Source organism: Actinomadura graeca, from assembly GCF_019175365.1.
Lineage (GTDB): Bacteria > Actinomycetota > Actinomycetes > Streptosporangiales > Streptosporangiaceae > Spirillospora > Spirillospora graeca.
Map to the genome: position 1 here is coordinate 4,050,024 of NZ_CP059572.1, position 23,049 is coordinate 4,073,072.

28 protein-coding genes are annotated in these 23,049 nt (G+C 66.9%); 6 read left to right on the forward strand and 22 right to left on the reverse strand.

The features are described from left to right. Window positions 1–354: 354 nt before the first annotated feature. From AGRA3207_RS17715 to AGRA3207_RS17735, 5 genes are all read right to left on the reverse strand, one after another. Window positions 355–1,344, reverse strand: coding sequence for an HNH endonuclease (locus AGRA3207_RS17715; protein ID WP_231335775.1), 990 nt, complete (start codon window positions 1,342–1,344; stop codon window positions 355–357). Window positions 1,345–1,490: 146 nt separating this feature from the next. Beyond that, window positions 1,491–2,897, reverse strand: coding sequence for a tyrosine-type recombinase/integrase (locus tag AGRA3207_RS17720; protein ID WP_231335776.1), 1,407 nt, complete (start codon window positions 2,895–2,897; stop codon window positions 1,491–1,493). Then, window positions 2,897–3,094, reverse strand: a complete 198-nt coding sequence (locus AGRA3207_RS17725) for a helix-turn-helix transcriptional regulator (protein WP_231335777.1) — start codon at window positions 3,092–3,094, stop codon at window positions 2,897–2,899. The genes AGRA3207_RS17720 and AGRA3207_RS17725 overlap by 1 nt, the downstream gene beginning before the upstream one ends. Window positions 3,095–3,289: 195 nt before the next feature. Beyond that, window positions 3,290–4,474 (reverse strand): DUF3631 domain-containing protein, encoded by a 1,185-nt coding sequence (locus tag AGRA3207_RS17730; RefSeq protein WP_231335778.1) that lies wholly within the window; start codon window positions 4,472–4,474, stop codon window positions 3,290–3,292. Further along, window positions 4,471–5,475, reverse strand: coding sequence for a bifunctional DNA primase/polymerase (locus AGRA3207_RS17735; RefSeq protein ID WP_231335779.1), 1,005 nt, complete (start codon window positions 5,473–5,475; stop codon window positions 4,471–4,473). The genes AGRA3207_RS17730 and AGRA3207_RS17735 overlap by 4 nt, the downstream gene beginning before the upstream one ends. An 18-nt stretch (window positions 5,476–5,493) precedes the next feature. On the opposite strand from AGRA3207_RS17735, the gene AGRA3207_RS17740 reads away from it, so the two are divergent. Further along, window positions 5,494–5,658, forward strand: a complete 165-nt coding sequence (locus tag AGRA3207_RS17740; protein ID WP_231335780.1) for a hypothetical protein — start codon at window positions 5,494–5,496, stop codon at window positions 5,656–5,658. A 218-nt stretch (window positions 5,659–5,876) separates the two neighbouring features. Here the strand turns inward: AGRA3207_RS17740 and AGRA3207_RS17745 are convergent, their stop codons facing one another. The 11 genes from AGRA3207_RS17745 to AGRA3207_RS17795 form a co-directional block, all read right to left on the reverse strand. Next, entirely contained in the window at window positions 5,877–6,161 is a 285-nt protein-coding gene (locus tag AGRA3207_RS17745; RefSeq protein WP_231335782.1) for a hypothetical protein, read from the reverse strand. Then, a complete protein-coding gene (locus tag AGRA3207_RS17750; protein ID WP_231335783.1) occupies window positions 6,158–6,847 on the reverse strand; it encodes a class I SAM-dependent methyltransferase in 690 nt (229 codons plus the stop codon). The genes AGRA3207_RS17745 and AGRA3207_RS17750 overlap by 4 nt, the downstream gene beginning before the upstream one ends. A gap of 122 nt (window positions 6,848–6,969) precedes the next feature. Then, window positions 6,970–7,125 carry a hypothetical protein gene (locus tag AGRA3207_RS17755; RefSeq protein WP_231335784.1) on the reverse strand — a complete coding sequence of 52 codons (156 nt, stop codon included), beginning with the start codon at window positions 7,123–7,125 and terminating at the stop codon, window positions 6,970–6,972. A 47-nt stretch (window positions 7,126–7,172) separates the two neighbouring features. Further along, entirely contained in the window at window positions 7,173–7,439 is a 267-nt protein-coding gene (locus AGRA3207_RS17760) for a cobalamin B12-binding domain-containing protein (RefSeq protein ID WP_231335785.1), read from the reverse strand. A gap of 143 nt (window positions 7,440–7,582) precedes the next feature. After that, entirely contained in the window at window positions 7,583–9,829 is a 2,247-nt protein-coding gene (locus AGRA3207_RS17765) for a P-loop NTPase family protein (protein ID WP_231335786.1), read from the reverse strand. Continuing rightward, a complete protein-coding gene (locus tag AGRA3207_RS17770; RefSeq protein WP_231335787.1) occupies window positions 9,826–11,052 on the reverse strand; it encodes a DUF2637 domain-containing protein in 1,227 nt (408 codons plus the stop codon). Before AGRA3207_RS17770 ends, AGRA3207_RS17765 begins: the two co-directional genes overlap by 4 nt. Next, on the reverse strand, window positions 11,049–11,447 hold the full coding sequence (locus AGRA3207_RS17775; RefSeq protein ID WP_231335788.1) for an RRQRL motif-containing zinc-binding protein: 399 nt from the start codon (window positions 11,445–11,447) through the stop codon (window positions 11,049–11,051). Before AGRA3207_RS17775 ends, AGRA3207_RS17770 begins: the two co-directional genes overlap by 4 nt. Further along, complete coding sequence (locus AGRA3207_RS17780; protein WP_231335789.1) at window positions 11,447–11,599, reverse strand: hypothetical protein; 153 nt, start codon at window positions 11,597–11,599, stop codon at window positions 11,447–11,449. The genes AGRA3207_RS17775 and AGRA3207_RS17780 overlap by 1 nt, the downstream gene beginning before the upstream one ends. Before the next feature lie 44 nt (window positions 11,600–11,643). Beyond that, window positions 11,644–12,078, reverse strand: coding sequence for a DUF3307 domain-containing protein (locus AGRA3207_RS17785; RefSeq protein WP_231335791.1), 435 nt, complete (start codon window positions 12,076–12,078; stop codon window positions 11,644–11,646). 1 nt (window position 12,079) lies between these two features. Continuing rightward, window positions 12,080–12,523 carry a WhiB family transcriptional regulator gene (locus tag AGRA3207_RS17790; protein WP_231335792.1) on the reverse strand — a complete coding sequence of 148 codons (444 nt, stop codon included), beginning with the start codon at window positions 12,521–12,523 and terminating at the stop codon, window positions 12,080–12,082. Window positions 12,524–12,530: 7 nt separating this feature from the next. After that, complete coding sequence (locus AGRA3207_RS17795; protein WP_231335794.1) at window positions 12,531–12,677, reverse strand: hypothetical protein; 147 nt, start codon at window positions 12,675–12,677, stop codon at window positions 12,531–12,533. A gap of 175 nt (window positions 12,678–12,852) precedes the next feature. On the opposite strand from AGRA3207_RS17795, the gene AGRA3207_RS17800 reads away from it, so the two are divergent. From AGRA3207_RS17800 to tcmP, 4 genes are all read left to right on the forward strand, one after another. Continuing rightward, entirely contained in the window at window positions 12,853–13,620 is a 768-nt protein-coding gene (locus tag AGRA3207_RS17800; protein ID WP_231335795.1) for a GntR family transcriptional regulator, read from the forward strand. Window positions 13,621–13,639: 19 nt separating this feature from the next. Beyond that, window positions 13,640–14,803, forward strand: a complete 1,164-nt coding sequence (locus AGRA3207_RS17805; protein ID WP_231335796.1) for a type III PLP-dependent enzyme — start codon at window positions 13,640–13,642, stop codon at window positions 14,801–14,803. Window positions 14,804–15,035: 232 nt separating this feature from the next. Next, window positions 15,036–15,782, forward strand: coding sequence for a DUF5131 family protein (locus AGRA3207_RS17810; RefSeq protein WP_231335797.1), 747 nt, complete (start codon window positions 15,036–15,038; stop codon window positions 15,780–15,782). A gap of 118 nt (window positions 15,783–15,900) precedes the next feature. After that, complete coding sequence (gene tcmP, locus AGRA3207_RS17815; RefSeq protein WP_231335798.1) at window positions 15,901–16,875, forward strand: three-Cys-motif partner protein TcmP; 975 nt, start codon at window positions 15,901–15,903, stop codon at window positions 16,873–16,875. Between the two features lie 45 nt (window positions 16,876–16,920). Here tcmP and AGRA3207_RS17820 read toward each other — a convergent pair whose 3' ends face one another. The 6 genes from AGRA3207_RS17820 to AGRA3207_RS17840 all read right to left on the reverse strand — a co-directional run bounded on the left by AGRA3207_RS17820 (window position 16,921) and on the right by AGRA3207_RS17840 (window position 21,943). Continuing rightward, window positions 16,921–17,892, reverse strand: a complete 972-nt coding sequence (locus AGRA3207_RS17820) for a hypothetical protein (RefSeq protein WP_231335799.1) — start codon at window positions 17,890–17,892, stop codon at window positions 16,921–16,923. After that, a complete protein-coding gene (locus tag AGRA3207_RS40255) occupies window positions 17,892–18,395 on the reverse strand; it encodes a DUF6932 family protein (protein ID WP_420830894.1) in 504 nt (167 codons plus the stop codon). Before AGRA3207_RS40255 ends, AGRA3207_RS17820 begins: the two co-directional genes overlap by 1 nt. Window positions 18,396–19,375: 980 nt before the next feature. Next, window positions 19,376–19,549: a hypothetical protein gene (locus AGRA3207_RS17825; RefSeq protein ID WP_231335800.1), complete on the reverse strand. Its 174-nt coding sequence runs from the start codon at window positions 19,547–19,549 to the stop codon at window positions 19,376–19,378. A gap of 209 nt (window positions 19,550–19,758) precedes the next feature. Next, window positions 19,759–20,121, reverse strand: a complete 363-nt coding sequence (locus AGRA3207_RS17830; protein WP_231335801.1) for an SCO3933 family regulatory protein — start codon at window positions 20,119–20,121, stop codon at window positions 19,759–19,761. A gap of 314 nt (window positions 20,122–20,435) precedes the next feature. After that, window positions 20,436–21,638 (reverse strand): helix-turn-helix domain-containing protein, encoded by a 1,203-nt coding sequence (locus AGRA3207_RS17835; RefSeq protein WP_231335802.1) that lies wholly within the window; start codon window positions 21,636–21,638, stop codon window positions 20,436–20,438. Further along, the gene (locus AGRA3207_RS17840) at window positions 21,635–21,943 is read right to left on the reverse strand and encodes a putative quinol monooxygenase (RefSeq protein ID WP_231335803.1); all 309 of its coding nucleotides are present in this window, start codon (window positions 21,941–21,943) and stop codon (window positions 21,635–21,637) included. Before AGRA3207_RS17840 ends, AGRA3207_RS17835 begins: the two co-directional genes overlap by 4 nt. A 590-nt stretch (window positions 21,944–22,533) precedes the next feature. Between AGRA3207_RS17840 and AGRA3207_RS17845 the strand changes: the two genes are divergently transcribed. Further along, a complete protein-coding gene (locus tag AGRA3207_RS17845) occupies window positions 22,534–22,914 on the forward strand; it encodes a hypothetical protein (RefSeq protein ID WP_231335804.1) in 381 nt (126 codons plus the stop codon). Window positions 22,915–23,049: the final 135 nt, after the last annotated feature.

A 23,049-nucleotide genomic window follows, 5' to 3' on the forward strand; every position in this document is an offset into this window, starting at 1 on the left:
TGCCGCCCCATCGACCGCCTGAGACCGCACAGGCTCATGGGACGGTCAGAGTGGCCCGGCACTCCCGGACGGTGCAAGGGAGAAGGCCCTGCTCACCTGCCTGCCGAAGGGTGATCTGCCTTACCTTCTCCGGGTCGCGTGCGAATCCGCAGGGGGTATACGGGCTGTGATATTGGTGCCCGGTCTGCGTGGCAAGGACTGGCTCATCCAGGAGACGGTCTGCCCTTTTCAGTGAGGCGGCATGGCTCTTCAGCGCCGCGGCGTGCTCCTGAAGAGCTTTAGCCATCTCCTCCAGTTCCTCCGCATGGCTGATCATTTCCTCTGGCGTCACGGGCTCTCCGATCGGTGTCGCACTCAAGCTTGTTCGATGAGCGCCTTGAGTTCGGCTGGGGTAGGCCACGGTGCTGCGCGGTGGATCATGCGATGGCAGTTGGCGCAGATGAGGGCGAGGTCACTGAGCTTGGTTGAACCCTCTCCGGCCTGGTGGAGGGGGACTACGTGATGGCATTCGATGTAGCCGGCCCCGCGGGCACCGTACGTTTTCTCGAAGTCGAAGCCACAGGCCTCGCAGGCCAGAGTTCCACCAAGCTTGAGAACGCTGTCGATCTTCCGCCTTCTAAGCTTCCGGCTGCGCTCGCGGGACAGGTGGCGCCGGAGGAGTAGACGGCCCTCGGGAGCACTGAAGTCCTCAGACTCGGTGTCGTCGTTCGGCAGGCTGCCGCCAGTGAGGTCGCCAGACGCAAGACCCTCGCGCAGGAGAGCAGCAGCTTCGGCCATCTCGTGAGGCCGCTTGAGGAAGGCGTCGATGACTTCGAGGTCGAGCGCCCCGCCATTGGTCGGCTTTCCGGTGTAGTCGGGGTGGTGGGTAGCCAGGTCGAAAGTCTTGCGTGCGACGCCGTTCGGGTTGCGGAAGGTGTCGCTACGGGACTCCGGGCTGTGGATTGGGGCGAGGTTGAGCAACCGGGAAAGCTCGACCACGTCCGCGTTAGCCGCGTCCAACCCCTTCCAGTTGTTCTTAGCTACCAGGTCGCAGGCAAGGACAAGCTCATCCCATGCCCAGTCCGGGTTGCGTAGCACCTTGACAGAAAAGCCAAGATCCTGAAGCCAGCGTGCAGCGCCTTCCCGACCACCGCTGAAGTCCTCCCACGTCAGAGGCTGCCCATACTCGTACTTGTGCGCCACTCCGGCGATGGCCTTGGAGTCGTACTCTCTACCCTCATGGACAAGTAGGTACGAACGGGCAGGACGGTACCCATACAAGGCAAGGAACTCTTGTTGCCCAAGCTGGTCATACTCCGCGAGCGTCTTCAAGACGGCATCGGCGCTGAGAACTCCTTTATCCATGTCTGCACCTTAGACCGGCTCGCCGACACTCCTAGGGGCGCTTCAAGAAAAGGATCAGCGCCTCCAGGGGAAGGGCGACGACCCCAGACCACGGCGTACGTGGCTGGGGCCGTTTCCTTTGTGCGGGCGCATCCGGCTCTCTGAGTTCAGCCGTCCCGTAGTGCCTGCTCGATGCGGCGCTTGGCTGCCTCGTGCTGCCCCTCGATGCACTTCGCATAGACGCGTAGCAGCACCTCAACACTGTGGCCGGCCCACTCGGCGATGTCGGTCGGCGGCACTCCCCCATTGAGCCAGGTGGACACGCAGGCATGCCGGAGGTCGTAGACCCTCCTGGCGAGCGGCGAGGCGTACTCGGCCTCACTGAGCGCCACGCGGCGGGCCGCATCCCACGCGCGGCGGTAGGTGATGCTGGCCAGCTCGCCGCCGCGGATTCCCCAGAACAGGCGCCCGCCGGGGCCGGGGCCGATGTCCCGCAGGTGGGCGCGCAGGATGCGGGTAAGCGGTGGCGGGGTCGGCACGCGGCGCCATGCCCCCTCGGCACGGCCTTTGAGCTGGCGCCGTTCCCGGTTGGCGCCATCGTCGGTCCAGTCGGTTCCGACTTCCGGACTGGCGGTGTTGAAGTGCAGTTCTCCCCAGTCGTCGATGGGTTCCTGCCACTTCTGTGTGTCGTCCGCCCAGACCAGGGCGGGAAGCGTGACGTTCTCGACGCGGAGGTTCACAGCCTCTTCCGGGCGAAGGGCGGCGTAGTAGATGACGGCGAAGAACGCCATGAGGCGTTGCCCGCTCGGCCTCTGCCGGCGGACCGCTCCGAGAAGTCGGCGCGCTTGGGCGTGGTTGACCACCGAACGGCGGTCGACCTCGGCGGAACTCTTACTCCGTGCCTTCCATTTCGTCGTCTTGATCGGGTTGTTGGGCAACACGCCGATTTCCACGGCGTATTCGCACGCGTGGTGCAGGATCGCGCGGTTGCGCTGGACGGTCGACGGCGCGGCCGGCTTGCCGTCGAGGCGCGTGGCCGCGGCATTGAGAAGTTCCCGCACGGCGGCGGGGTCGTTCAACACGGACATAGGCTTGGTGTTGTTCTCGACCCAGCGCAGAACCTCGGCGACGTCCGGCGGGCACGTGGGACGGTTCTTGGTGTTGAACGCCCACCGGCGAAGCGCGGTCCGGATGTGCTGGTCTTTGGACCTGCCGCGTTCGGTGGCGAGCATCACGGGCGTGACGGTGACGAGCGCCCATGCCGTGTTCGCGCGGTGCTTGGCAGAGATGCCCTTCCACTTCATGTCCACGTAGGCAAGGCAGAACGCATACCAGGACATGTCTTTCTTGGCGCGTCCCCAACTCACCGGGCGGCCGGTCGTGACGTCAAACGCCTCACCCTTACGGGCGGCGGCGCGCAGCTCCGCTTGGAAGCTGTCGACTTGAGCCTTGACACGGAAGGATTCGCGCCACACCTGGGGGCCGACCTTCCACCGGGCGGTGTAGGTGGTGACGCTCTTCCCCTTGTAGACCTCGGTCTTGTAGATGCGGGCGTCGTAGGTGATGTTCTGCATCAGGCGGCCACCTTCCGAGCTTCCCACCACGCATCGAGGTCTTCGCGGCTGACGCGCAGTTCGCCGTTCGGGATTTTCGAGCATTCCGGCGCGAGTCCCTTGGCGCGCCAGTCGTAGAAGGTGGATCGCGAAATCTTGATCTCGGCGCACACCTCGGCGAGGGTGAGCATTTCCTTGGGACGGATTGCCGTTTTCACGGGCGACCTCACTTTGAGGGGGGATCGGTTGGGCCGACGTTGGCCAGCGGCATGCGTGGTGGCTCGTGCGCTGGCGTCGGGGTGTCGGTGATGGGAGGGGTAGCCGTACCAGCCGTACCAGCCTCGTTTTTGCTGGTCAGGTGCGGTACGACTTGGCAGGGTGGTACGGCTTGAGCCGTACCAGCCGGGTAAGCCTCATCGGGTCTGACCTGCGGTGTTGAGGCTGGTACGGCTGGTACGGCCTACCCCCGGCATGGGCAGGACGGTGGCCGGTTCGGCATTGCCGGGCGGGGTGTCGTCGGCGGGGCAGTACCGCGCCCATGCGTCGGTGAAGTCGGCGCGGCGGTAGCCCTTGGCCTGCCCGCTCTGGAACCGGATGGTGTCGGAACGGATCTCGTATTCGCGCAGGATGGTGCCGAGTTTCATGGCGGTGAGCCCGTTGGGGCCGTAATCGCCCCAGGGTGCTTCGGGGTCGGCCTTGAGGCGGTCGAGGAGAACGGCGGTGGGAAGGGCGGTCTCGGCGCCGAATGCGGTCCGGCAGTCGGTGAGCAGGCGGAGCCGGGTGGACATCTGGCCGTTGTCGTCGGCGTCTGCGGTGAGTGCGAGGACGGCGGCGCGGGCGCGTTCGGGCCAAGGGGCACCGGCGTGGTCGGCGACGACCACGAGCGGTTCCCAGGTGTCGGCGGCGCGGTCTTCGACGGGCATTGCGGGTTCGGCGGCCTCCAATGTGTTGAGGTCGGCGCGTAGCCAGGTGTTGAGGTCCGTGGCGAGTTGGCGGAGCGGTTGCCGGTCGCGCTTGTGCCGGAATGGGGAGACGGTTTCGCCGGGAGCGCGGCGGCGCATGCGGATGACGACGGCGCGGTCTTCGATGGTGTCGGGCATGGCGCCGATTCCGGCGAGCGCGGCCATGGCGAAGGTGGGGATGGATTCGACGCGGTTGGCGTTGGCGTCGTACCGCTTGGCGGGGCGGTTGCGCTGATGACCGGCATTGAGCAGTCCGCGCAGATCCTCGTTCCCATCGGCCTTCGCCCCGAAGATGGTGTCCGCTTCGTCTACCAGCAGCGTGGGCGGGTCGTCGGTGATGGACCGGTAGACCGCGGCCGGGCTGCTGTTGACGGTGATGAACGGGACGTGGCATGTGGCCTCGACCACGTCCAAGAGCCGGGACTTTCCGCACCGCTTTTCCGGGGCGCGGATGACCAGGCGCGGGGCGTGCGGCCATGCCGGTTGCGCGTGTGTGGCGGCGATCCACAGGGCGACGGCGTCGGCGGCCTGGGGACTCGGCAGGATGACGTACCGGGTGAGGGCGGCGCGCAGCGATTCGAGCAGTGCGGCGCCGTTCACCGGTTGGTCGTCCGGGGTGGCGGGGTTGGTGGTCATGCGGGGTTCCCCCTGGTGATGGTGCGCGGGTTGCGGGTTCCGGCGGTGAGGCCGGAGGCGATGGTGGTGCGGATTTCGGCGGGGGTGAGTCCGCCGGTGCCGAGGTGGACGGCGGCGGCTTGGGTGAGGTGATCGGCGGCGTGGTCGGCGGTGAGCAGGCCGGCGCCGACGAGACGGCCGAGGTTGTAGGCGGCTTTGTTAAGGGCGTGGTTGCGGCCACCGGTGCGCGCGCCGGCCACCCGCTGCCCCTCCCCTTGGAGTGCCGTCCGGGCATAGGCCGGCAGATCAGCGATCGGGTCCGCGGTGGCCGGGGGGCACTCCAAGGGGGGAGGCGCCGGCGGGGCGGGGGTGAGAAGGCCCGTCAGCCACTCCGGGAGGGGGACCGGGGCGGTGTCGTGGGTGAGGCGGTAGGGGCGGCCGGTGTTGGTGCTGGGCGGGGCGAGCACGTACCCGCCCCAGCCGCGGACGTCGACCTTCCAGCCCAGTCCGGCGCCGCGCTCGCCGGCGCGGTTGCCGATCCGGGTTCCGGGCGGGGCGGTGTAGTACAGGTGCATGCCGCCGCGCGGGGTGGCCACGGTGAAGGTGTCGAAGTCGATGGCAGCGCCGGCGCGTTCGGCCAGCACCGCGAGCACGTCGGCGCCGTCCCGCACGCCCGGCAGCGCCCATCCGGGGGGCGGTTGCTCGCCGGGGGCGGGCACGTCCAGGTCGATGACGACCAGCCCGGACGGGCCGCACGCGATCCCGACGCCGTAGGGTGCGTGCGCCCACGCGGCGGCGATGCGGTCAGGGTCGGTGGTGGCGCGGTCCTCCCACTTGCGGTGCCCGCTCGCGCAGGGGCCGCGGCCAGGGCAGGCGGCTTGGCTGTGCAGCGCGGGCGGCTTCTTGGCGTCCGGGCGGACCGGGAACACCCGCCACCCGCGGCGCGCGTAGTCCAGTGCCGCACTGGTCAAGTGCTGCGGCCGGGCGTGGCCGCGGCCGGTGCGCTGCGCGCTCGGCGGCACCGGGCTACGGTCGGTGCCATGACCGATGAGACCCGAATCGCGCTGAAGAACTACGACAACCTCGTCCGCTCCCGCGGGCTGGACGACGTCGAACTCGACTGGGACACCGACACCCTGATCTACGGCGACGGCGGCGCCCTCATCGACACCCTGCTTGACCCCGGCTTCACCGGCGTCTCCTGAGACCTGACTGCGCCCGACCTCAGTGTCGGTGCGGGGTCGGCATGGCGGGGTGGGGCGCCCGTCATGGTCGTTGACGTAGGTGCCATCGGGCAACCGCCACTCGGTGAACCAACGGCGTCCATACGGCGAGGGCCGTTTCTGGGCGTGCGTGCCGCACCGCAGGCAGGTGGCGTTGTACCGGTCGTGCCGCTGCCAGGCGTGGCGGGCGGGTGAGATGGTCACAGTCGGCATGTGCGGCCCACCCCCCGGCAAGTCGAGCAGAAGGTGACGCGGGCGAGGAATTCCACCGGTGCATCGGCGCACAGCGCTTCCCATTCGGCGGCGGGAGTGCTGATCACCGCGAGGTCATCGCGGGCCAGCACGATGAGCGCCTGACCGCGCGGCAGCGGCAGAACGCCGACGACCGGGACGGTGCCGATACCGCGGATGTAGATCGCGTTCCCTCGGCGCAACTCGGCGGTCATCCGGGTCACGGGCGCGGACGGCTTGGCCGGGCGGGTCATGCGGCCACCTCCCCTGCGGTCAGGGCGTCGGCGAGTGCGGTGCCGATGTGGAGCGTGTAGGCGGGCGGGATGGCCTCGCGGAGTTCGTCGCGGGTCATCCAGGCGATGTCCATCGCCTCGCGGGCGTAGTCGACGCCGGAGAAGTTGCCGACTACGTGGACGAACTCGCCGGGCTGGGGCGGGCGGCCCATCTTGCGCAGCGGCGCGGCGTGCGCCGGGTGCGCCGGGGCGGGTACGGGGTGGCTGGTCTCGAACTCGCGGTGCCGGTAGACGCGCAGGCCGGGGAACATCGCCCCGCACAGCGTGACCGGGTTGTGCAGCGGGGCGCCGGGGACGTTCTCGATCACGTACGGCAGCCCGGACGCCTGCAAGAGGGCGCGGACGGGGGCGATGAGGTCGGGGTGTGTGTTGCCGCGGATCCGCTGCGCGAGGGTGTATGCCTGGCATGGCGGGCTGGCGTGGATGGCGTCGAATCCGGCGAGGAATGTCCGGTCGGCCAGCGCGTCGAGGGCGTCGGCGCGGATGAAGGGGAATGGGTTGTGCGGCTGCGGCTGGATGTCGATGGCCGTCACGTCGAATCCAGCGAGGTGGTAGCCCATGCCCGCGCCACCGGCGCAGGCGAACACGTCCAGGATGCTTAGGCCGTTGCGGGCCACAGGCGGGACGTGGCGGGCGGGGTGCGTCATGATGGGGGTACCTCCTGTTAGGGCCTTGTTGGGGTCCGTGATCGGTCGGAGGTGCGGCCCCCGGCGGCGTGCTTGGTGGCTTGTGCGCCGGGGGCCGCGTGATACTCCGGCCAGGCGTGATGTCAGCTCTCGGTGGTGTTGCGCGCTCCGTTGAGCCAGGCGACGCGGGCGGCGGCGTCCTGTCGGGCGGCGTGGTCGCTTTCGGGGTGCCAGGTGCCGTCCGGGGTGTAGAAGCCGACCGTCCAGAGTCCGGGCTCGCTGCAGATGTAGACGTACATGGGGTGTTCTCCTGGTTGCTGGTCAGGTCGCCGGGGGCGTGCCCTGGTCACCGGTTGCGGTTGGTGTTCTTGAGGTGGGTCCAGATGCGGCGGCCGGTGCGCAGTTGCGCGCCGCGGCCGGAGCAGCGGTTGCAGTAGCGCCAGGCGCGGCCGGACGGGGAGCGGAACCGTCCGGCGCCGCCGCATTTACGGCACGGCCGATACGGCCAGATCACGCAGTGGAGCAGGTGGCCGGCGGCGGCGAGGACGGCGAGCAGGATCCAGGCGCCGAGGTCGGGGCCGGTGTGGCCGGCGGTGGCGAGCAGGGGGGTCACAGGTGCCTCCCAGGGCGGCTTTTCGGCATGGGTGCAGGTAGGGCCGCTAGTTGCTTGATCGCAGGTGAGAAAGGGTGTGGGTCGCTAGCCGGGCCGCTAGGTCTAGCGGTGGTGGCCGCTAGACCCAGCGGCGCGGGGCGGCGTCACGGGGTGGTGTGGTCGCGGCCGGCGAGGGCGTCGCAGATGTGCGTGGCGGCGATGCCGCGGCGGTTGCTGCCCTTGCCGGTTCCGTCGTGTCCCCAAATCTGCCCGGTTGCGATGCCGTGGGGCTTGAGAGCGGCGGTGAGTTGTTTGGCCTTGCTGGTGGCGTCCAGGGCGCCCCACGCGCCGTAGGTGGCCGGGCGCAGGCCGGCCAGCCGGGTGACGATGACCTCCGACCACACCTTGTCCTCGCCGGGCCGCAGGACCGCGGCGATGTCGTCCAGCAGCGATGTTCCGGCGTCGTCGGCGGCAGGGGTGGCGTCCTCGCCGGTGGCGTACCCGGTCAGGGTTCCGGCGGCCTTGCGCAGTGCGCGGGCGCGGCCGGCGATGCGGGCGGCGGTGGGGTTGTCGATGTAGTAGGCGCGGACGGTCTGGGGGTCGTCGGTCTCGCCTGCCAGGTAGCCGATGCCCTTGTCCTTCTTGGTGAAGGTGGTGGCGCGGATCCCGTTCTTGTACATCGAGGTGCCCAGGATCATGTCATTCTCAGTCTGGCCCATGACCTTCAGGCAGAACCGCAGCCCGACGTTGCCCGAGACGCCGGTGGGAAGCGAGTCCTTGTCAGGGCGCTGGGTTGCCAGCAGCAGGATGACGCCGAGGGCGCGGCCGAGTTTGATGATGTCGGTGGCCAGCCGGTCGGCCTCGTCACCGAGGTCGGGGTGTGCGAACAGGTTCTGGCACTCGTCCAGGATGAACACCGAGGGGAACAGGCCCAGCGACCGCCGGGCGGCCAGTTCCGGGGTGACCTTGTTCTCCGGGCACAAGTCCTTGGGCAGCTTGCGGATCGCCTTGGCGCGCCGTTCCAGGTCCTTGTGCAGTTCGCGCAGCGCGGCCAGGCACTCGGCGAGGGTGTCGTCATCCCGCCCCGATCCGTACTGGTGGGCCACCTTCTCCAGGGCCGACAGGTCACCGGTGCCCTTGAGTTCGTAGACGCGCAGTTCGGCGGCCGGATCCAGGGCGGAGGCCAGCGCCAGCACCCGCATCGCGAACGTCTTGCCCATGCCGGGCATCGCGCCGATCAGGGCGTTGGCGTACATCAGTTCCACGGTGACCGGGCGTCCACGCTGGTCGGTGCCGAACGGGACCGGCTTGAACAGGTCCACGCGGGCGGCGGTCTTGGCCAGCGGCCCGGCGGCCGGCTTGACCTGGTTCATGTCCTGGTCACCGACCCACAGCACCAGCCGCCCGGCGTGCTGGTCGTGCGCGGGTTCGGGCCACACGCAGCCCAGCGGGCGGCGCAGCCCCGAGGCCAGGCGGTCTCGGCGTTCCATGATGTCGGTGGCGGTGACCCCGTAGGGGAGGTCGACCTCGGCGCGCCAGCCGGGGCCGTCACGGGTGATCGGGGCGGGGAAGGTGATCCCGCTCCCGCCCTTGCCGACGGCCTTGTTGATCTCGGCGTTGCCCAGCGCCGACAGTGCCCGGACCACGATTTCCGAGGTGAGCTTGGGTGCCTTGGTGGAGACGACGGCGGTGTCGAGGATGCGCCGGTCGGTCGGGGTGCCGATCCAGCCCAGCAGCGCCACGAGCGCGGCGACCACGATGGTCTGGGTGACGCCGCCGGCGGCGGCCACCGCGGCGGCGGCCAGCCCGCTACCGGCCAGCCCTGCGCCGGTGGTGAGCATCCGGGCGCGGACGCGGTCATTGCGCTCGCTCATCAGCCGCAGATAGGCGTCGTCATCGTGGTGGTCGATGGCGTAAGTGCGCAGCGGCCGGGACTCCAGATCGAACGTCCACCGGCCGGTGCCCACGGCCACCCGGTACAGCCCGCGCGGGGACCGCAGTGCCAGCCGCAGGCCGTACAGCGGGATCCGGACGGCGTGATAGCCGGTGACGTGACCGGCGTATCCGGCCGCCCACCGCACAGTGGCGCGGGCCTCGCCGCGGTCACGCAGCCACGGCGCGATGATCGGGCGGCGCCGGTCACGTTCGGCGGCCATCCGGCGGGCGCGCACGTCCGGGCGGGCGGTGTCGGGGCCGTCCACCAGGACGCGGCCCTCAAGGGCGTCACCATCGCCGTCGCCGTCGTCGCCGGACGGGACGGGCGCGGGTACCGGCGGGCCGGGCGGGGCGTCGTTGCCGGTGCCGTCCGGCGAGGCGGCCGGCGCGTCGAGGCCGGGGGCCGGGCCGGCGGGGTGATCGGGGTGCGGGACGGGCAGGCGGACGACCTCGCCCATGGTCTTGGTGAAGCTCATCGCGGTTCGTCTCCCTCGGCGGCCGGCGCGGCTGCGGGCGTGCCGGCCGGGACGGTTGCAGGGTCGGTGGGTGCTTCGGTCTTGAGGCGGGCGAGCAGGGCACCGACGCGGGCGTTGCCGGCGCTCTGGCCCGCCTCGCGGAGCTGGGCGGCGAGGGTGTCGCGGGTAAGTGCCACGTCGCGGGCGCCGAGGTCGGCGGCGATGCGCCAGCCCAGCGGCATGAGGTCGTCGACGTCCGGCGGCGGCGCGGTCTTGCCGGTCTTGCGCGTCCGGGACGGGCGGGCGGACCGTCCGCCGGTCCGGGCCGTGGACCTGCCCGGGGCCGTCCGCCTGCTGGTCCGGGACGGCGGCGTGGACGGTCCGGCGGCGGGCGCGGCGGACGGCCCGGACTCCAGCGCGGGACGGTCCGCGGCGGGCAGCGACGGCCCGTCCGCCCCCGGTCCACCGGACGGGCTCTCAACGGCGCACGCCGGGTCGGCGGCGGGGAGGAGTTCGCCGAGCCGGTACAGGGCGCGGACGCGGCGGGGTGCGTGGCGGCGCCACGTCCACCGGCCGTAGGTGTCCTGCAGGTCCATGAGCGCCAGGACACGGGCACGCTCACGGGTGAGGGCGTCGGGGTAGGAGCGGATCTCCCACAGCACCATCCGGCGCCACAGCTTGAGCGTGGCCCAGGGGGCGAGGATCCACCGCGAGGTGCGGATCCCGTCCATCCGGGTGCCGGACTCGATACCGGCGCGGACGCGGATGACGTGCGCGGCGACCTCGACGGCGATGACCCACAGCGCGGGCAGGACCGCGTGGGCGACCTTGCCGAACACCGTGTGCTCGCTGGCCACGTTGAGGTACACGGTCGCGGCGGTCAGCGTCCAGGGGATCAGCCGCAGCCACCGCACCCGCATGTCCAGCCGGGACAGCACGATGTCCAACGCGGCGAAGATACCGATCCCCAGGTCGATACCGAGAGGCACCGACCACGCCAGCCGCCCGAACGACGGGCGGGAGGCATCGGCCACGGCCGCGAAGCTGTTGACGAACCCCAGCAAGCCCAAGACCGCAACGAGCGCGGCGACGGTCGCAACCGCGGCGAACTCTCCCGACGACAGCGCGCGGGCCCGCCGGGTGCCGGTCGTCGAGGACGGCGCCGGGGTCGCGTGAGGTTCTGTGATCGGTTGGGCCGGGGCGCCGGATCCGGCGGGAACGTGGTGGTCGAGGGTGGTGGTCATGCCGCGGCCGCCTCCGCTCCGGCCAGATCGGCGCAGTCCAGGCAGGTGCCCAGACGGCGGGGCAGGACGTAACCGGCGTCGTGGCCGCACACCGGGCAGTACCGGCGCGCGGCCAACGCCTTGGCCAGCGCGGCGCGCTGCGAGGCGGTCGGGGTCCGCTTGGGCAGCGCCAGGCGGACGTCGTAGAGGTAGGCGGCGCGGACCCCGCCGGGCGCGGCGTAGCGGCGCGAGCGCCACAGCACCTGACCGGCGATGTCCTGACCACCGGGGCGCAGCCCCTCGGCGGCCAGCTGGCGTCGGGTACGCAGGTGCGGCGGCGCCATCCGCCACGGCCACGTCGGGATCCCGTACCGGGCGCCGGCCGGGTCGAAGAACCGCGCCGGGGAGCGCGCCATCACTTGCCGCCCTCTCGCGCGAGCCGCTTGTGGCCCTCGACCTGGATCATCAGGGTGTCGTGCGCGCCCTTGTCGCCCGCGGCCTTGTACTGGTCGGCCTTGGCCAGCAGGCGCGTGGCCTCGTTCTCGTGGTCCTTCTTGCTCCAGCCCATGACGGACTCTCCTTGTGCGGGTCGTGCGGTGAAGTGGTCGAAGGTCAGGCGAGGATCAGCGCGGCCACAAACAGCCATCCGATGTGCCAGGACTGGTCCAGGGCGTAGGCGCCGGTACCGGCCGGCGCGGCGGCGCCGTCGCCCAGGGCGGCGAACTCGCCCTTGCCGACGCGGCGGGCCAGCGCCAGCAGCGTGGAACGCCGGTCGGCCCAGTAGTGCGAGGCCGCGTCCACCACCAGCGCCAGCCCGGCGGCCAACGGGTCGACCGCCAACCCCAGCACCACGGCCGCGAGGGTCACAGCGGCGGCCTTGAGAACGGTCAGCGACACGACGTGCCGGACGCACAGCCACCGGCCGCGCCAGCTCGCCGCGCCCTTACCGGCCGCCTCGCAGGCCCGCTGCACCCAGTGGTCGCCCACGGCGTGCGCGGCGTACAAGGCCACGAAGCCGGCGGAGAACACGGCGGGATCGGCGCTCATGTCACGCCACCTCATCCAGGTCGCACGCCGACCGGCGGACACCGGCCGGGTGGTCCTCGGCCAGCACGGCGAGGACGGCGAGTTCGGGGGCGGTGAAACCGGCCCACACCCCGAACTCGGGACGGATCCGCAGCGCCACCTCCAAGCACGCACCGCGCAGCGGGCAGGACTCGCACACCTCGACCGCGACCAGCTCACGCGCCGCGCGCTCGCCCGGCGTCTCCTCACCGGCCGGTCCGGTGTGCAACTCGGGGTCGAACCGGCACTGAGCACCGGTGATGGGGACGCCGCGCAGGTCGACACCGGCCAGCGCAGCGAACGGGGTCAGGGAAGAGGACACGGACACCTCGTTGAGGTCGGTGATCGGTCGGAAGACGCGGCCCTCGGCGGCGCGCTTGGTGGCTTGTGCGCCGAGGGCCGACAGCCGGGAACACGGGGCGGTCATCGCGGGATCAACCCAGCGAGGACGAGAACGTGGTGATCGCGTCGATCACCTGATTGACCAGCGCGGCGGCCTTCTCCGGGTTGTTGACCGCGAAGATCACGGCCGCCACACCGGCGATCCACTGCGGGATGTTGCTGGACTTCTGCGGAATCACGAGATGCTCCTACCGTCCAGTTACGCCAAACGTTTGTCGTTTGGCGTACCTAGACTGCGCCTGGCTCATCCGGCTTGTCAAGGGTCACCAGTCGTTTGGCGTTTGGCGTTTCATCTGGTTAGGTAGACCTAAGCAGCACCTCGCAAGCGCCGGGGAGCAAGAAAGGAGCAGGTAGATGCCCGACTCGGAGCGCCATGGCTTCCGTGACATCGCCGCGAAGATTCGTCAAGAAATCATCGAAGGGACGTACCGCACGGGGTCCGTTCTGCCGCCCGAACCGGAGCTAGCGGAGCGCTATGGCGCCTCGCGCAGCCTGGTGAACCGAGCGATGCAGATGCTCGCGGCCGAGGGCATCGTCCGCCCTCGGCAAGGCCGCGGAACCATGGTCACGTGGCTACCGCCGATGCTGCACTCACCCGCGCGGTATGAGCGCGCTACGCGAGAGAACAACGGCGCCCGCGGCGCCTTCGATGCGGAGGTGCGAGCGCGCGGCTTGGAACCGCAGCACGAGATCACCACCGAACACGCTGAACCTCCAGCCCGCGTCGCCGAGCTGCTCGGCCTACCCACTGGCGAGGTGAACTGCCTTGTCCGGCGACGGCGTCTGCTGGCCAGCGGCATCCCCGTCCGGCTCAACGCCAGTTGGTTCCCGCTGGAGATCGCGGGCGGGACGGTCCTGGAGGAGGAGGGACCGGTCATCGTGGGCGGCGTCAAGAGCGCCCTCGGCGAACTCGGCTACCCGCAGGTGTCGGCACGCGAGGAGATCACGCCCAGCCGTCTGCCCACCGAAGTCGAAGCGCGGTCACTGGAGATCAGCCCGGAACGTACCGTGGTGGAGATAACCCACGTGGGCATGACCGCCGAGGGCTGCGCCGTCGAGGTCACGATCTCTATCGCCCCCGCCCACTACCTCACGGCCCAGTACGAGTTCCCGCTCGCCTGACATCCGGAGACCACACCCCATGATCACGCGACTCGTCGAAGACCATGCCAGAACGCTCGCCGCGGACGCGCACCTACCCGCGTTCGTCTACGACCTCGCCGCACTCCGGGACCACGCAGCCGAGGTCAAGGCGGCGCTCTCGGCGCCGGGCGCGCCGGAGATCTTCTATGCCGCCAAAGCCAACCCCGACGTCCCGATCCTGCGCGCGCTCGCCCCGTACGTCGACGGCATCGAGGTCGCGTCCGGCGGCGAGCTGGCGCACGTGCGCGAGGCACTCCCGGACGCGCGGTTGGCGTTCGGCGGCCCCGGCAAGACCGATGACGAACTCGAGCTGGCGCTCAACCTCGGCGTCGAGCGCATCCACGTCGAAAGCCCGTACGAGCTGGCTCGCCTCGCGCGCATCGCCGAGGCGGCCGGGCGTGAGGTCGACGTCCTACTACGGGTCAACCTCGCCGGCGACCGCAGCGGGGTCGCACTGGCCATGAGCGGCCCGTTCGGCATGGACCCCGAACTCATGGACACCTGCACCGACACCCTGACCGCCTCGCCGCACGTACGCCTACGCGGAATCCACGCGCACCTAGCGTCCGGGCTGGACGCAACCGCCATGGCGGCCCAGTCCGCCGAGGTCCTCGCATGGGGCCGCGCATGGCTCGACAGGATCGGCCACACCGGGCCACGTGAGTTCAACCTCGGCGGTGGCATGGCAGTCGACTACAGCACGCCCGGCACCCGATTCGACTGGAAGCAGTACGGCGCCGAGGTCGCCGGCCTCGCCCAGCCGGGCGAGACACTGCGCATCGAACCGGGCCGCTCCATCAGCGTCTACGCCGGGTGGTACGTCACCGAAGTACTGGACGTGAAGAAGGCACACGGCCAGTGGTACGCCGTCCTACGCGGCGGCACCATGCACATCCGGACACCGGTCACCAAGCAGCACAACCAGCCGTTCGACATCCTCACCGGCAGCGGCGACGGCCCCGCGGTCGACAACGAGCCCGTCACACTCGTCGGCCAACTCTGCACACCAAAGGACGTCTTCGCGCGCGAGGTCCCGACGGACCGCATCGCAGTCGGTGACCTAGTCGCCTTCTCCATGGCCGGTGCCTACGCCTGGAACATCTCCCACCACGACTTCCTCATGCACCCAAAACCCACATTTCAGTACTTGGAACAAAAGTAACAGACAACGAAGAGCCCCAGTCGACTGGGGCTCTTCGTTGTTTCTAGACAGGAAGCGGAAAACAGATAAAAGTTCTGTCCACATGGATGTGGATAACTGAAGCTAGATCATTCGAAAGACTGATGACGATGACGCCTTACTACTGTCTATGCCGACACGTTGATGATAAGGTTGCAGTGAATAGAAGAGCGGGAGGCAGAACACTCAGCAAGAGAAAGTGGAGGCAGCTTCGATGGCACAAAGTACTGGCATCGAGTGGACAGAGGTTACTTGGAACCCCACAACCGGCTGCGACAAAATATCAACCGGTTGCGACAACTGTTATGCCTTGACTTTGGCGCGCCGACTAAAGGCCATGGGCACCGAGAAGTATCAAAATGACGGTGACCCTAGGACCTCGGGACCAGGTTTTGGGATCACCCTTCACTCCGACGCATTGCAGCAACCATACTCTTGGCGCTCACCCCGTGTCGTGTTCGTTAACTCCATGAGTGACCTCTTCCATGCGCGCGTTCCCCTCGACTTTGTTCAACAAGTATTTGAAGTGATAAGCAATACACCACAGCATACATACCAGGTTCTTACCAAGCGCTCATCCCGCCTGCGAAAGTTGGCAGGAAAGCTCAACTGGCCAGACAACCTATGGATCGGCGTTTCGGTCGAGAGTGAGGAAGTTCTCTACCGAGTCGATGATCTACGATCGGTGCCAGCAACTGTCCGATTCCTCTCATGCGAACCACTCTTGGGCCCCCTAGGGGGCCTGGACCTGGCGGGGATAGGTTGGCTCATCGCTGGTGGCGAGTCCGGCCCCAACCACCGCCCCCTGGATCCGCGGTGGGTGACCGATATCCGGGACAAGTGCCTCTCAACTGGTGTCCCCTTCTTCTTCAAGCAGTGGGGCGGGCGCACGCCGAAGCAGGGCGGCAGGGAACTTGAGGGAAGGCAGTGGAGCGAGATGCCGGCGTTGTCTGGCGCCTGATCGGCTTGTTGCCCGGCTAACCCACCACTTTTGGGACCGTCCGCATCCGGCCGTCATGTGACAGGCCGGCCAACGTGCGATACCTCTGGATCCATACGAAATCCGGAGGTGGGCAACGATGGCCAGGGACTGGGGCTGGTGGACCGAGCAGAAGCTCGACATCCTGTCGGACTACCTTGCAGGCTTTTCAAAGGCATCTATACGCGCGAAGCAGACTGTTTACCTTGATCTCTTTGCCGGCCAGGCAGAGAACGTAAGCCGCGAGCCTTCACGACACACAATACAAGGGTCGCCTAAGCGGGCTCTTGCCGTTGACCCACCTCTGTCTGTTCTAAGGTTCTTCGAGCTTCCAAACAACGCCCAGAAACTGGAAAACTCACTCAGGGCCGCCTATCCCCAGAGGGACCTTAAGGTTATTCCCGGGGATTGTAACGAGACAATCGATGACGTTCTGACTGAACTCACACCACTCAACTGGGCGCCGACATTTGCCTTTCTCGATCAACAATCGACCGAAGTCGAGTGGCCGACCCTCGTCAAGCTTGCTCGGCATAAGCGCCAGGACAAGCCAAAGACAGAATTGTGGCTGCTTTGTGCCAGTGGCCTTATACCTCGCGGTTTGAGAATACGAGGCAACCTAGATCCCGGTGTCGTGAGCAGAACGAACGAAATGTTCGGCACCGATGAGTGGTTTGATGCATTGGAGGCGACGCAAAACGGAATTCTTAGCGGCCCTCAGTTCGAGCACGAACTGACCAACCTTATGCGGTGGCGGATGGAACGAGTACTCGGCTACAGGAAGACCAGAGCTTTTAGAGTTATGAACACTAATGGTCGAGATATTTTCGAAATGATCTTTGCTACAGATCATGATGCTGGTGACAAAATTATGAAGTGGTCTTATGAGAAAGCTCAAAGACAACAACCGGCCCTGCGCCTCAGGGCCAAACTTAGCCGGCTGCAAGCTAAAGAAGAGGAGCGAGGAGAGGTCGGGCTGTTCGACGCTGCCAGCCTTGCCCCTGATCCAGCTCCTCACGGCTACACGGTCGTATCAGATGACAAGGCCCCTCACTCGCCGTTCCGCGGGCGCTAGCCGAACGCGATATGCATTAGGTCTGCAGAGATTCACCGAAACACGTTACGAATCAGCGTCATCCTCTGCAAGCTCTAGATAAATTAGCTCTATTCGACGCGTCGAAACCTGGGTGACTTGCGAAATCTCTGTGGTTTCGCGCAGATGAGCATAAACGCGACGGTCGAAAAATCTACGCAAGTCGCGCTGAACTTCCTTTGTCACGCGTCCTGTTATCTTGCTCTCGTCATCAAGGATGAGGTCAAAGACAGACCTAACACGGCTAGCCGTAACTAGCCTACCCTCCACGACATTTACTTCGACCTGCGCATCCTGTTCACCGATAGCGTCTCTAAGATTCCTGGCCTCAGACGGGCCAATCACAATGCTCCTCCGAATGCCCTCCTGAGGCTCAGGCTTCCATTCGAAGTCAACACTGTATTCTTCATCAGCGATCACGCGGGCCAACTTGGCAATATTTCGCGCAGCATCTGGCCCAAGTGCCGTGAGGTGTCGCGAGAGAGCTCGCCCGCTTGTCGCAGTTTTAGAACTGCCAGCCGCGACTTCAAGCACGTCGAGTATTTGCTCAACGGATTTCATAATATCTACGTTGGCACTGACGGCCGTTGCGCTCGCCAAAATATTGGCGTCAATCTCTGGATTTGGAAGACGCAAATGGAGACGCACGGAACCGGGCCTAATACCGAGCAAACGAAAATCAACCATCGCCCTAAAAGCGTCTGGCAGAGTTCCCGAATAAGGTTGTGGTCGCTTCAGATTCACTGCGTGTGCGACAGCGTCTGTCAAAGCGCTTAATACCGTAGCGAGTTTCCGCGCAGGCATCTCACTTCGGCGACGAGGGTCTTGGAACCTCAGATCCAGTTCGGGAGATGCTTCGCTGATCTCTCTTGCGATCCGTTGCCTAAGCTTCTCCATGGCCAGCCTGTTTAGGCGAGTAGCATGCGAATCCGTATCACGCAGCCCACTGATAGCCCTAGTGAGGGCGTCAAACTCTCTCCTCAGCTCATTGACGCTCACTAGAGAGTCACCTCCAGGTACCCCTTCGGCCCCCTGGGTCGGCCAGGACGAGTTTCGCGAGTTAAGAAACGGTCGAAGAATCCCCAGGCTTGAAGGAATGAGTCATAGACTGGATGCCCTTCGGGCGCTTCGGCGATCACTCCAAGACAGTCAACTTTATGTCGAGGATTCCAAGGATCCGGGCCATCTGTTAGATTATCGATCTCGCGAAGAACATCTGATTCTAGCTCATGATGGGCCCGCCCGTCAATAATCGCAACGCAATCAATGTCATTCGGGGGTTTTCTGCTTAATGTTACAAAGCTGCCACCAACCCACCAGCGGTCCACAGGTACAAAGGTGCCCAAGATAACGGCGTGATCTTCCAGTTGAGTAAAGAGCTTTGCTCGTGTTTCCCCATCTGTCATGCTTGACACATACCGCTCATACATCTCGTCCCTTCCGCACGGGTGTCGCCCCGAAGGGAGGTAGCCCGTTTGGGGGTCGAAGTCCGGTATGGTCACATCTGGGCCTTTTGTCTATAGTTCCGCGTGGTACATGTCGCGTTGGGGACGAAACGGATTTAGCGACGATACGCCCTCCTGCTGTCGATCGTCAGCTGTGTCTTCCACATGGCCGAGGTGGGCCATCCCAGGCCGCCCCGGGCGGGAGTCAGCCGCGGGTGTACAACCTCCGAAGCATGCGGGTATGGGACTCACCATGGGGCACTCGTACGCAGAAAGCCCAGAATCCGCGGAACTGGCCGGCGCTAGCGCTAGCGCTCTCGGCAGCTCACCCTCCAAACGCGGCGCCCCAACGTTGGAGATTCTGCGCGACTCGTCGTGACCCCGGCGATTGCCGCTCGCGTTGACTGGCTGCGGCCAGGAGGAGAGATCTCGACCTCCAGGCCGTCCGGCTAGGTTCCGGCGATGGAACCGGAACGCATAACTTCGCGGAACACCGCACAATCCGCCGACCTGCGGTGATGGGCCTACAGGCTCGCTCCTGACGTCGCGCCATGACACTGGCTATGGAGAGACACGGACGGGGCCCTGACCAGGCGGCCGACACCACGCGGTTGTCGCTTCCCACTATCCGTGGATTGTGCGGATTCCGCGGCGGTGACTCTGCCCTGCGCCCCATCCGCTGCCCCAGGATGTTGGTTAGCTTCAGCCACGTGCGATCAAGCGCCGGATGCGAGGCCTCTGAGGCGGTCCCTGAGCGCCGACCAGAGTCGACCGTGGAGGAGGAGGCCGGGGAGGAGCCCAGTCGGTGATCTCGGCCGGAGGGAGCTCGTGCTTGATCGTGCCGAACCTGCGCCGAAGTGGCCCACGCTCGACGCGCCCATGAGCAATCTTCACAGGTCATCGGGGGGTTCCTCTGTCGAAGCGTCGTTCACTGAAAAGCGGAAGGTCGGCGGTTCGACCCCGCCCCTGCCCACTCCATTGACCAGCCAAAAGGCCCGGCACCTGATCAGGTGCCGGGCCTTTTGACAGCAACGGCCTCAGCCGAGCACATCCCCCAACTGCCCCAGCGCCGCCCGCTTCTCGTCCAGGGCCGCATGCGCGTAGGTCATGGTCACCTCAATGTCGCTGTGCCCGACGATGTCCCGGACGACATTCGGCGCGATGCCGAAATGAAGCAACAGCGAGACACTCAGGAAGGAGACGGCGTCCAACGTGACTCGCAGTCGTCGCCGCTTCGGCGTCAGCTAGCAGCCCGAAGCCACGTGATGCCAGGTCAGATGCACCAGCACCGCACGAGCCGGGAAGCCCACGCCGTACCAGAAGGACACCGGATGCCACCGGCGCCAGGCCCAGAGCCCGACCGCCGTAGCGGCCAGGACTCCGAGCACCAGACAGACAGCGTTCACGACCGTCCCGCCGTTCAGGCAGCAGCGGACGACGCCGAGACCGAGCCGGAGGAAACCGCCCCCGCCGGGACGATCTGAACGGCGCGGTAGGCGATCCCCCACCGCTTTTCGCCGTTACGGACCTGCTCCCACGGAAACGCCAGCAGCCCGACCGGCGACACGATCTCGCCGATCGTCACCGTCTGGTCGCCGGGCACCGACACGTTGAGCAGTTCCACCCGCCCCATGGCGTCGGCGGCCGACAGGCCCACCGTGAACACCGTCTGGCCGTTACGGTCCACCTTCACCTCGCCGGTGTCCTGGTCGACCAGTTTGGGACGCGGCGCCGACACGCACACGAAGGTGAGCGCGGAGACGTCGACAGGGATGTTGCGCATGATGAGTACACCTCTCGTCCACCTGCTGAGCAGGCGTTACGGAACCGAGGGAGCACACGCCATCAGGACGAACGAGGTAGCATCAAAGCGCCAACTAGGGTGCTAACCGCATCCGGCCTGGGCGGGTCTCCCGCTCAGGCCACTTTCATGTGTGGCCTGTTTCGCCGTCCAAGAGCGGCCTTCCGCCCCTGAAACACGAAGAGCGTTCGTGTTGAGCTTTCACCTCCTCTAAGGAGTGCTTCAGCGTCAACACGAACGCTACCCCGTACTCAGGGTTTCTACTAGTACTTTGAGTGCTAGAAAGCGTACTTTTCCTACGCCCCCACCCTGTCGGCAAGTTCTCGCAGGTCAGAGGAGGGTGGATCCTGCATGGTCAGCAGATCGGACACGACTTGCCGGACGATCCGATGGTTCCGTATCTGCTCCGGCGTGATCGACTCCGCCTCCAGCAGCGCCGAGACGGCCTCATCGACCTGCCGCCGCTGGGTGTGCGCACGCGCCAGATCGATCTGTAGCCGCGCCCGACGTTCCGCGGACAACGTCGAGGTGTCCGCCTCGCCCCCGACCCGGAGCGCATGCCCTGCGTCCCCCAACTCGACCGCCACGGCGACCTCATGGAGCATCACGTTCGCCGGACCGAACTCGGTGTTGTAGTCGTTGCGACCGTCCCCGAGCCGTTCGGCGACCTCGCGAGCCCGCGCAAGATGCTCATACGCCACGTCCGCCTGATTCAGCCGAGACGCGGCCACGGCCCGTTGCAGCGTCAGCCCGCCCCAAAGCGACATGGCGTCAGGCTTGCCCTGGTCAACAAGGAACCACAGCGCCTCAGCAGCCGTCCGGGCGTTCTCCTCCGCCTGGTCGAAGTGCCGCGCCCCCAGGAAGACGAACCCGAGCCGGAAAGCGCCGGCAGCCATCATCAGCGCATCGCCCGCACGTTCGGCCGCCACGGTGGCGCGGTCAGCAGCGATCCAGGCCGCCTCCGGTTCGCCGAGCTTGGCCAACGCCGCCGAGCACGCCTGGTAGGTCACCGCCAAGAGATCGAACAGCTCTGTGCGCCGCTCCTCCGGCGCCGATCGCACCGCGGACTCCAGCGCGGGCACCAACCCACGAAGCAGATCTGCCAACTCGACGTACTGACTCCCATGGGCCAGCTCCCAGGCGCGATCTACCCGCGGCTTGATCTCAGCAGTGGACGGAACGGGCGCCGAGTGCAGCATGGCACGCAGCGAGTGAGCACCCGACAGGACGAGCCGCAGGCCGGCCGACCCCGGAAGCTCCTCGGTCGTCGCAGCCACAACTGGAGCCTCAGCCGCCAACTCCGACAGCGGGAGGTCCAGGACTTCGGCGACCTTCTCCAAGACCGACATCCGGTCGACCTTGCGCACGCCACGTTCCACCTGGGAGACCCAGGCCACCGAGCGATCGATCAGCCGCGCCAGCTCAGGCTGAGACAGCCCCCGCCGCTTGCGCTCCTGGGCGATCCGCCGTCCAAGCGCCCTCTGATACTCGGTACTCACCCGGTCGTCCCCTTGCCCGCATGGAGGTTCAGCCGGTCGACTTCTACCGAAGCGAGCAGCTCGTCACGTGCATCGAGGAACCGCCGAACGTGCTCTTGTTCCTCGTGCGCGTCGAAGGCCGACCGGTCCCGGTACAGCTCGTAGAAGATCCGCTGTAGCGGCTGCCCGTCAACACCGTGTACCGCGTACACCAGCGTGCCCGGCTCCTCCGTCTCGATCTTCCTAATCGTCTCGGCCACCAGCCGATCGAACGCCTCGGCGCTGTCTTCATCCTTGCAGGTGAACCGAACCATCAAGCCGAACATCGGCGCCCTCCTCCGTGGATCTCTACGAGATCAGTACTTATTGTGCGACGCAATACGCGAAGTGACTTGTACTTGAAGTACTATACCCGTACTTTGAATATCAATCACGGAGACCTGGCTCTGACCAGCAAGATCACCGCGAGAAGGTCACCCATCACCTGATAGGACCCGTCCGAAGGGACCTCAATGTCTGCTCCCCAAGACGCCCCGAGACACGACGCAGCGGACGCAAGAGCCCATCCGCTGGGCGATCAACGCGAGTGGCGAGACGCAGCCCTCTCTCTGATGGCTGCTCTGGACCAGCATGGTCTAGCGGCCAAGGCATGGGGACACGGCGCGGTCATGGCCGTGAACCCGCACGGTGAACCAGCACCCGACAACTCCCTTGGCCAGTTGATGAGTCCCGGCCTCCGGCAAGAGGTCAGGTGCCGCCCGCACGGCCCGGCCGGCGACCTGTGGTGGCACTGGGTCTGGCCAGGTCCGACCCGCAAGTCAGAGCCCGAGCTTGAACCGCTCTGCCCCCTCTGGGACACCCAGCACGCCGCCGACCGCATCCGACACGTCCTCGCCCTCACCGAATCGAACGGCCGATGATCGACGAGTCCGCCCTGACCGTACGGCACTGGGGACGCCGCGCCCGCCGCTTCGTCCGCTGGTTCATCACGCGAGACCGCCATGACCGGCTGGCGATGTGGCACTTGGACCGCCTAGCCGAAGCACTCACGGCACGAGGATGGCGCACCAAACGGCGCTTCGAGGTGTCCCCGGTGACACTTCACGTCGGCCCGACCAGGCACGCCCCGGCGAGCGAAGAGTTGACGGCCACCCACCTCGGCGGATGGGTCTACCTCACCCGAAGCAGCACCGTCCCCATCCCCTGCGCCGACCTGGCAGAGGCAGTGACCGAAGTCGAGCGCATCATCTGGCGGCGGCTCAAGAAGGCAACCCAGGCAAGCGCCAACCGCTCATGAACGGCAACACCGACGAGCACCGGGCCGCCCAAGGCATCACGCAGCAGTTCCCCAACGTCCATGCCTGGTACGGCCAGCACACCCGAGAGTGGTGGGCCATAGTCCCCCTCAGCGACGGCCCCCGCCTGCTCTCAG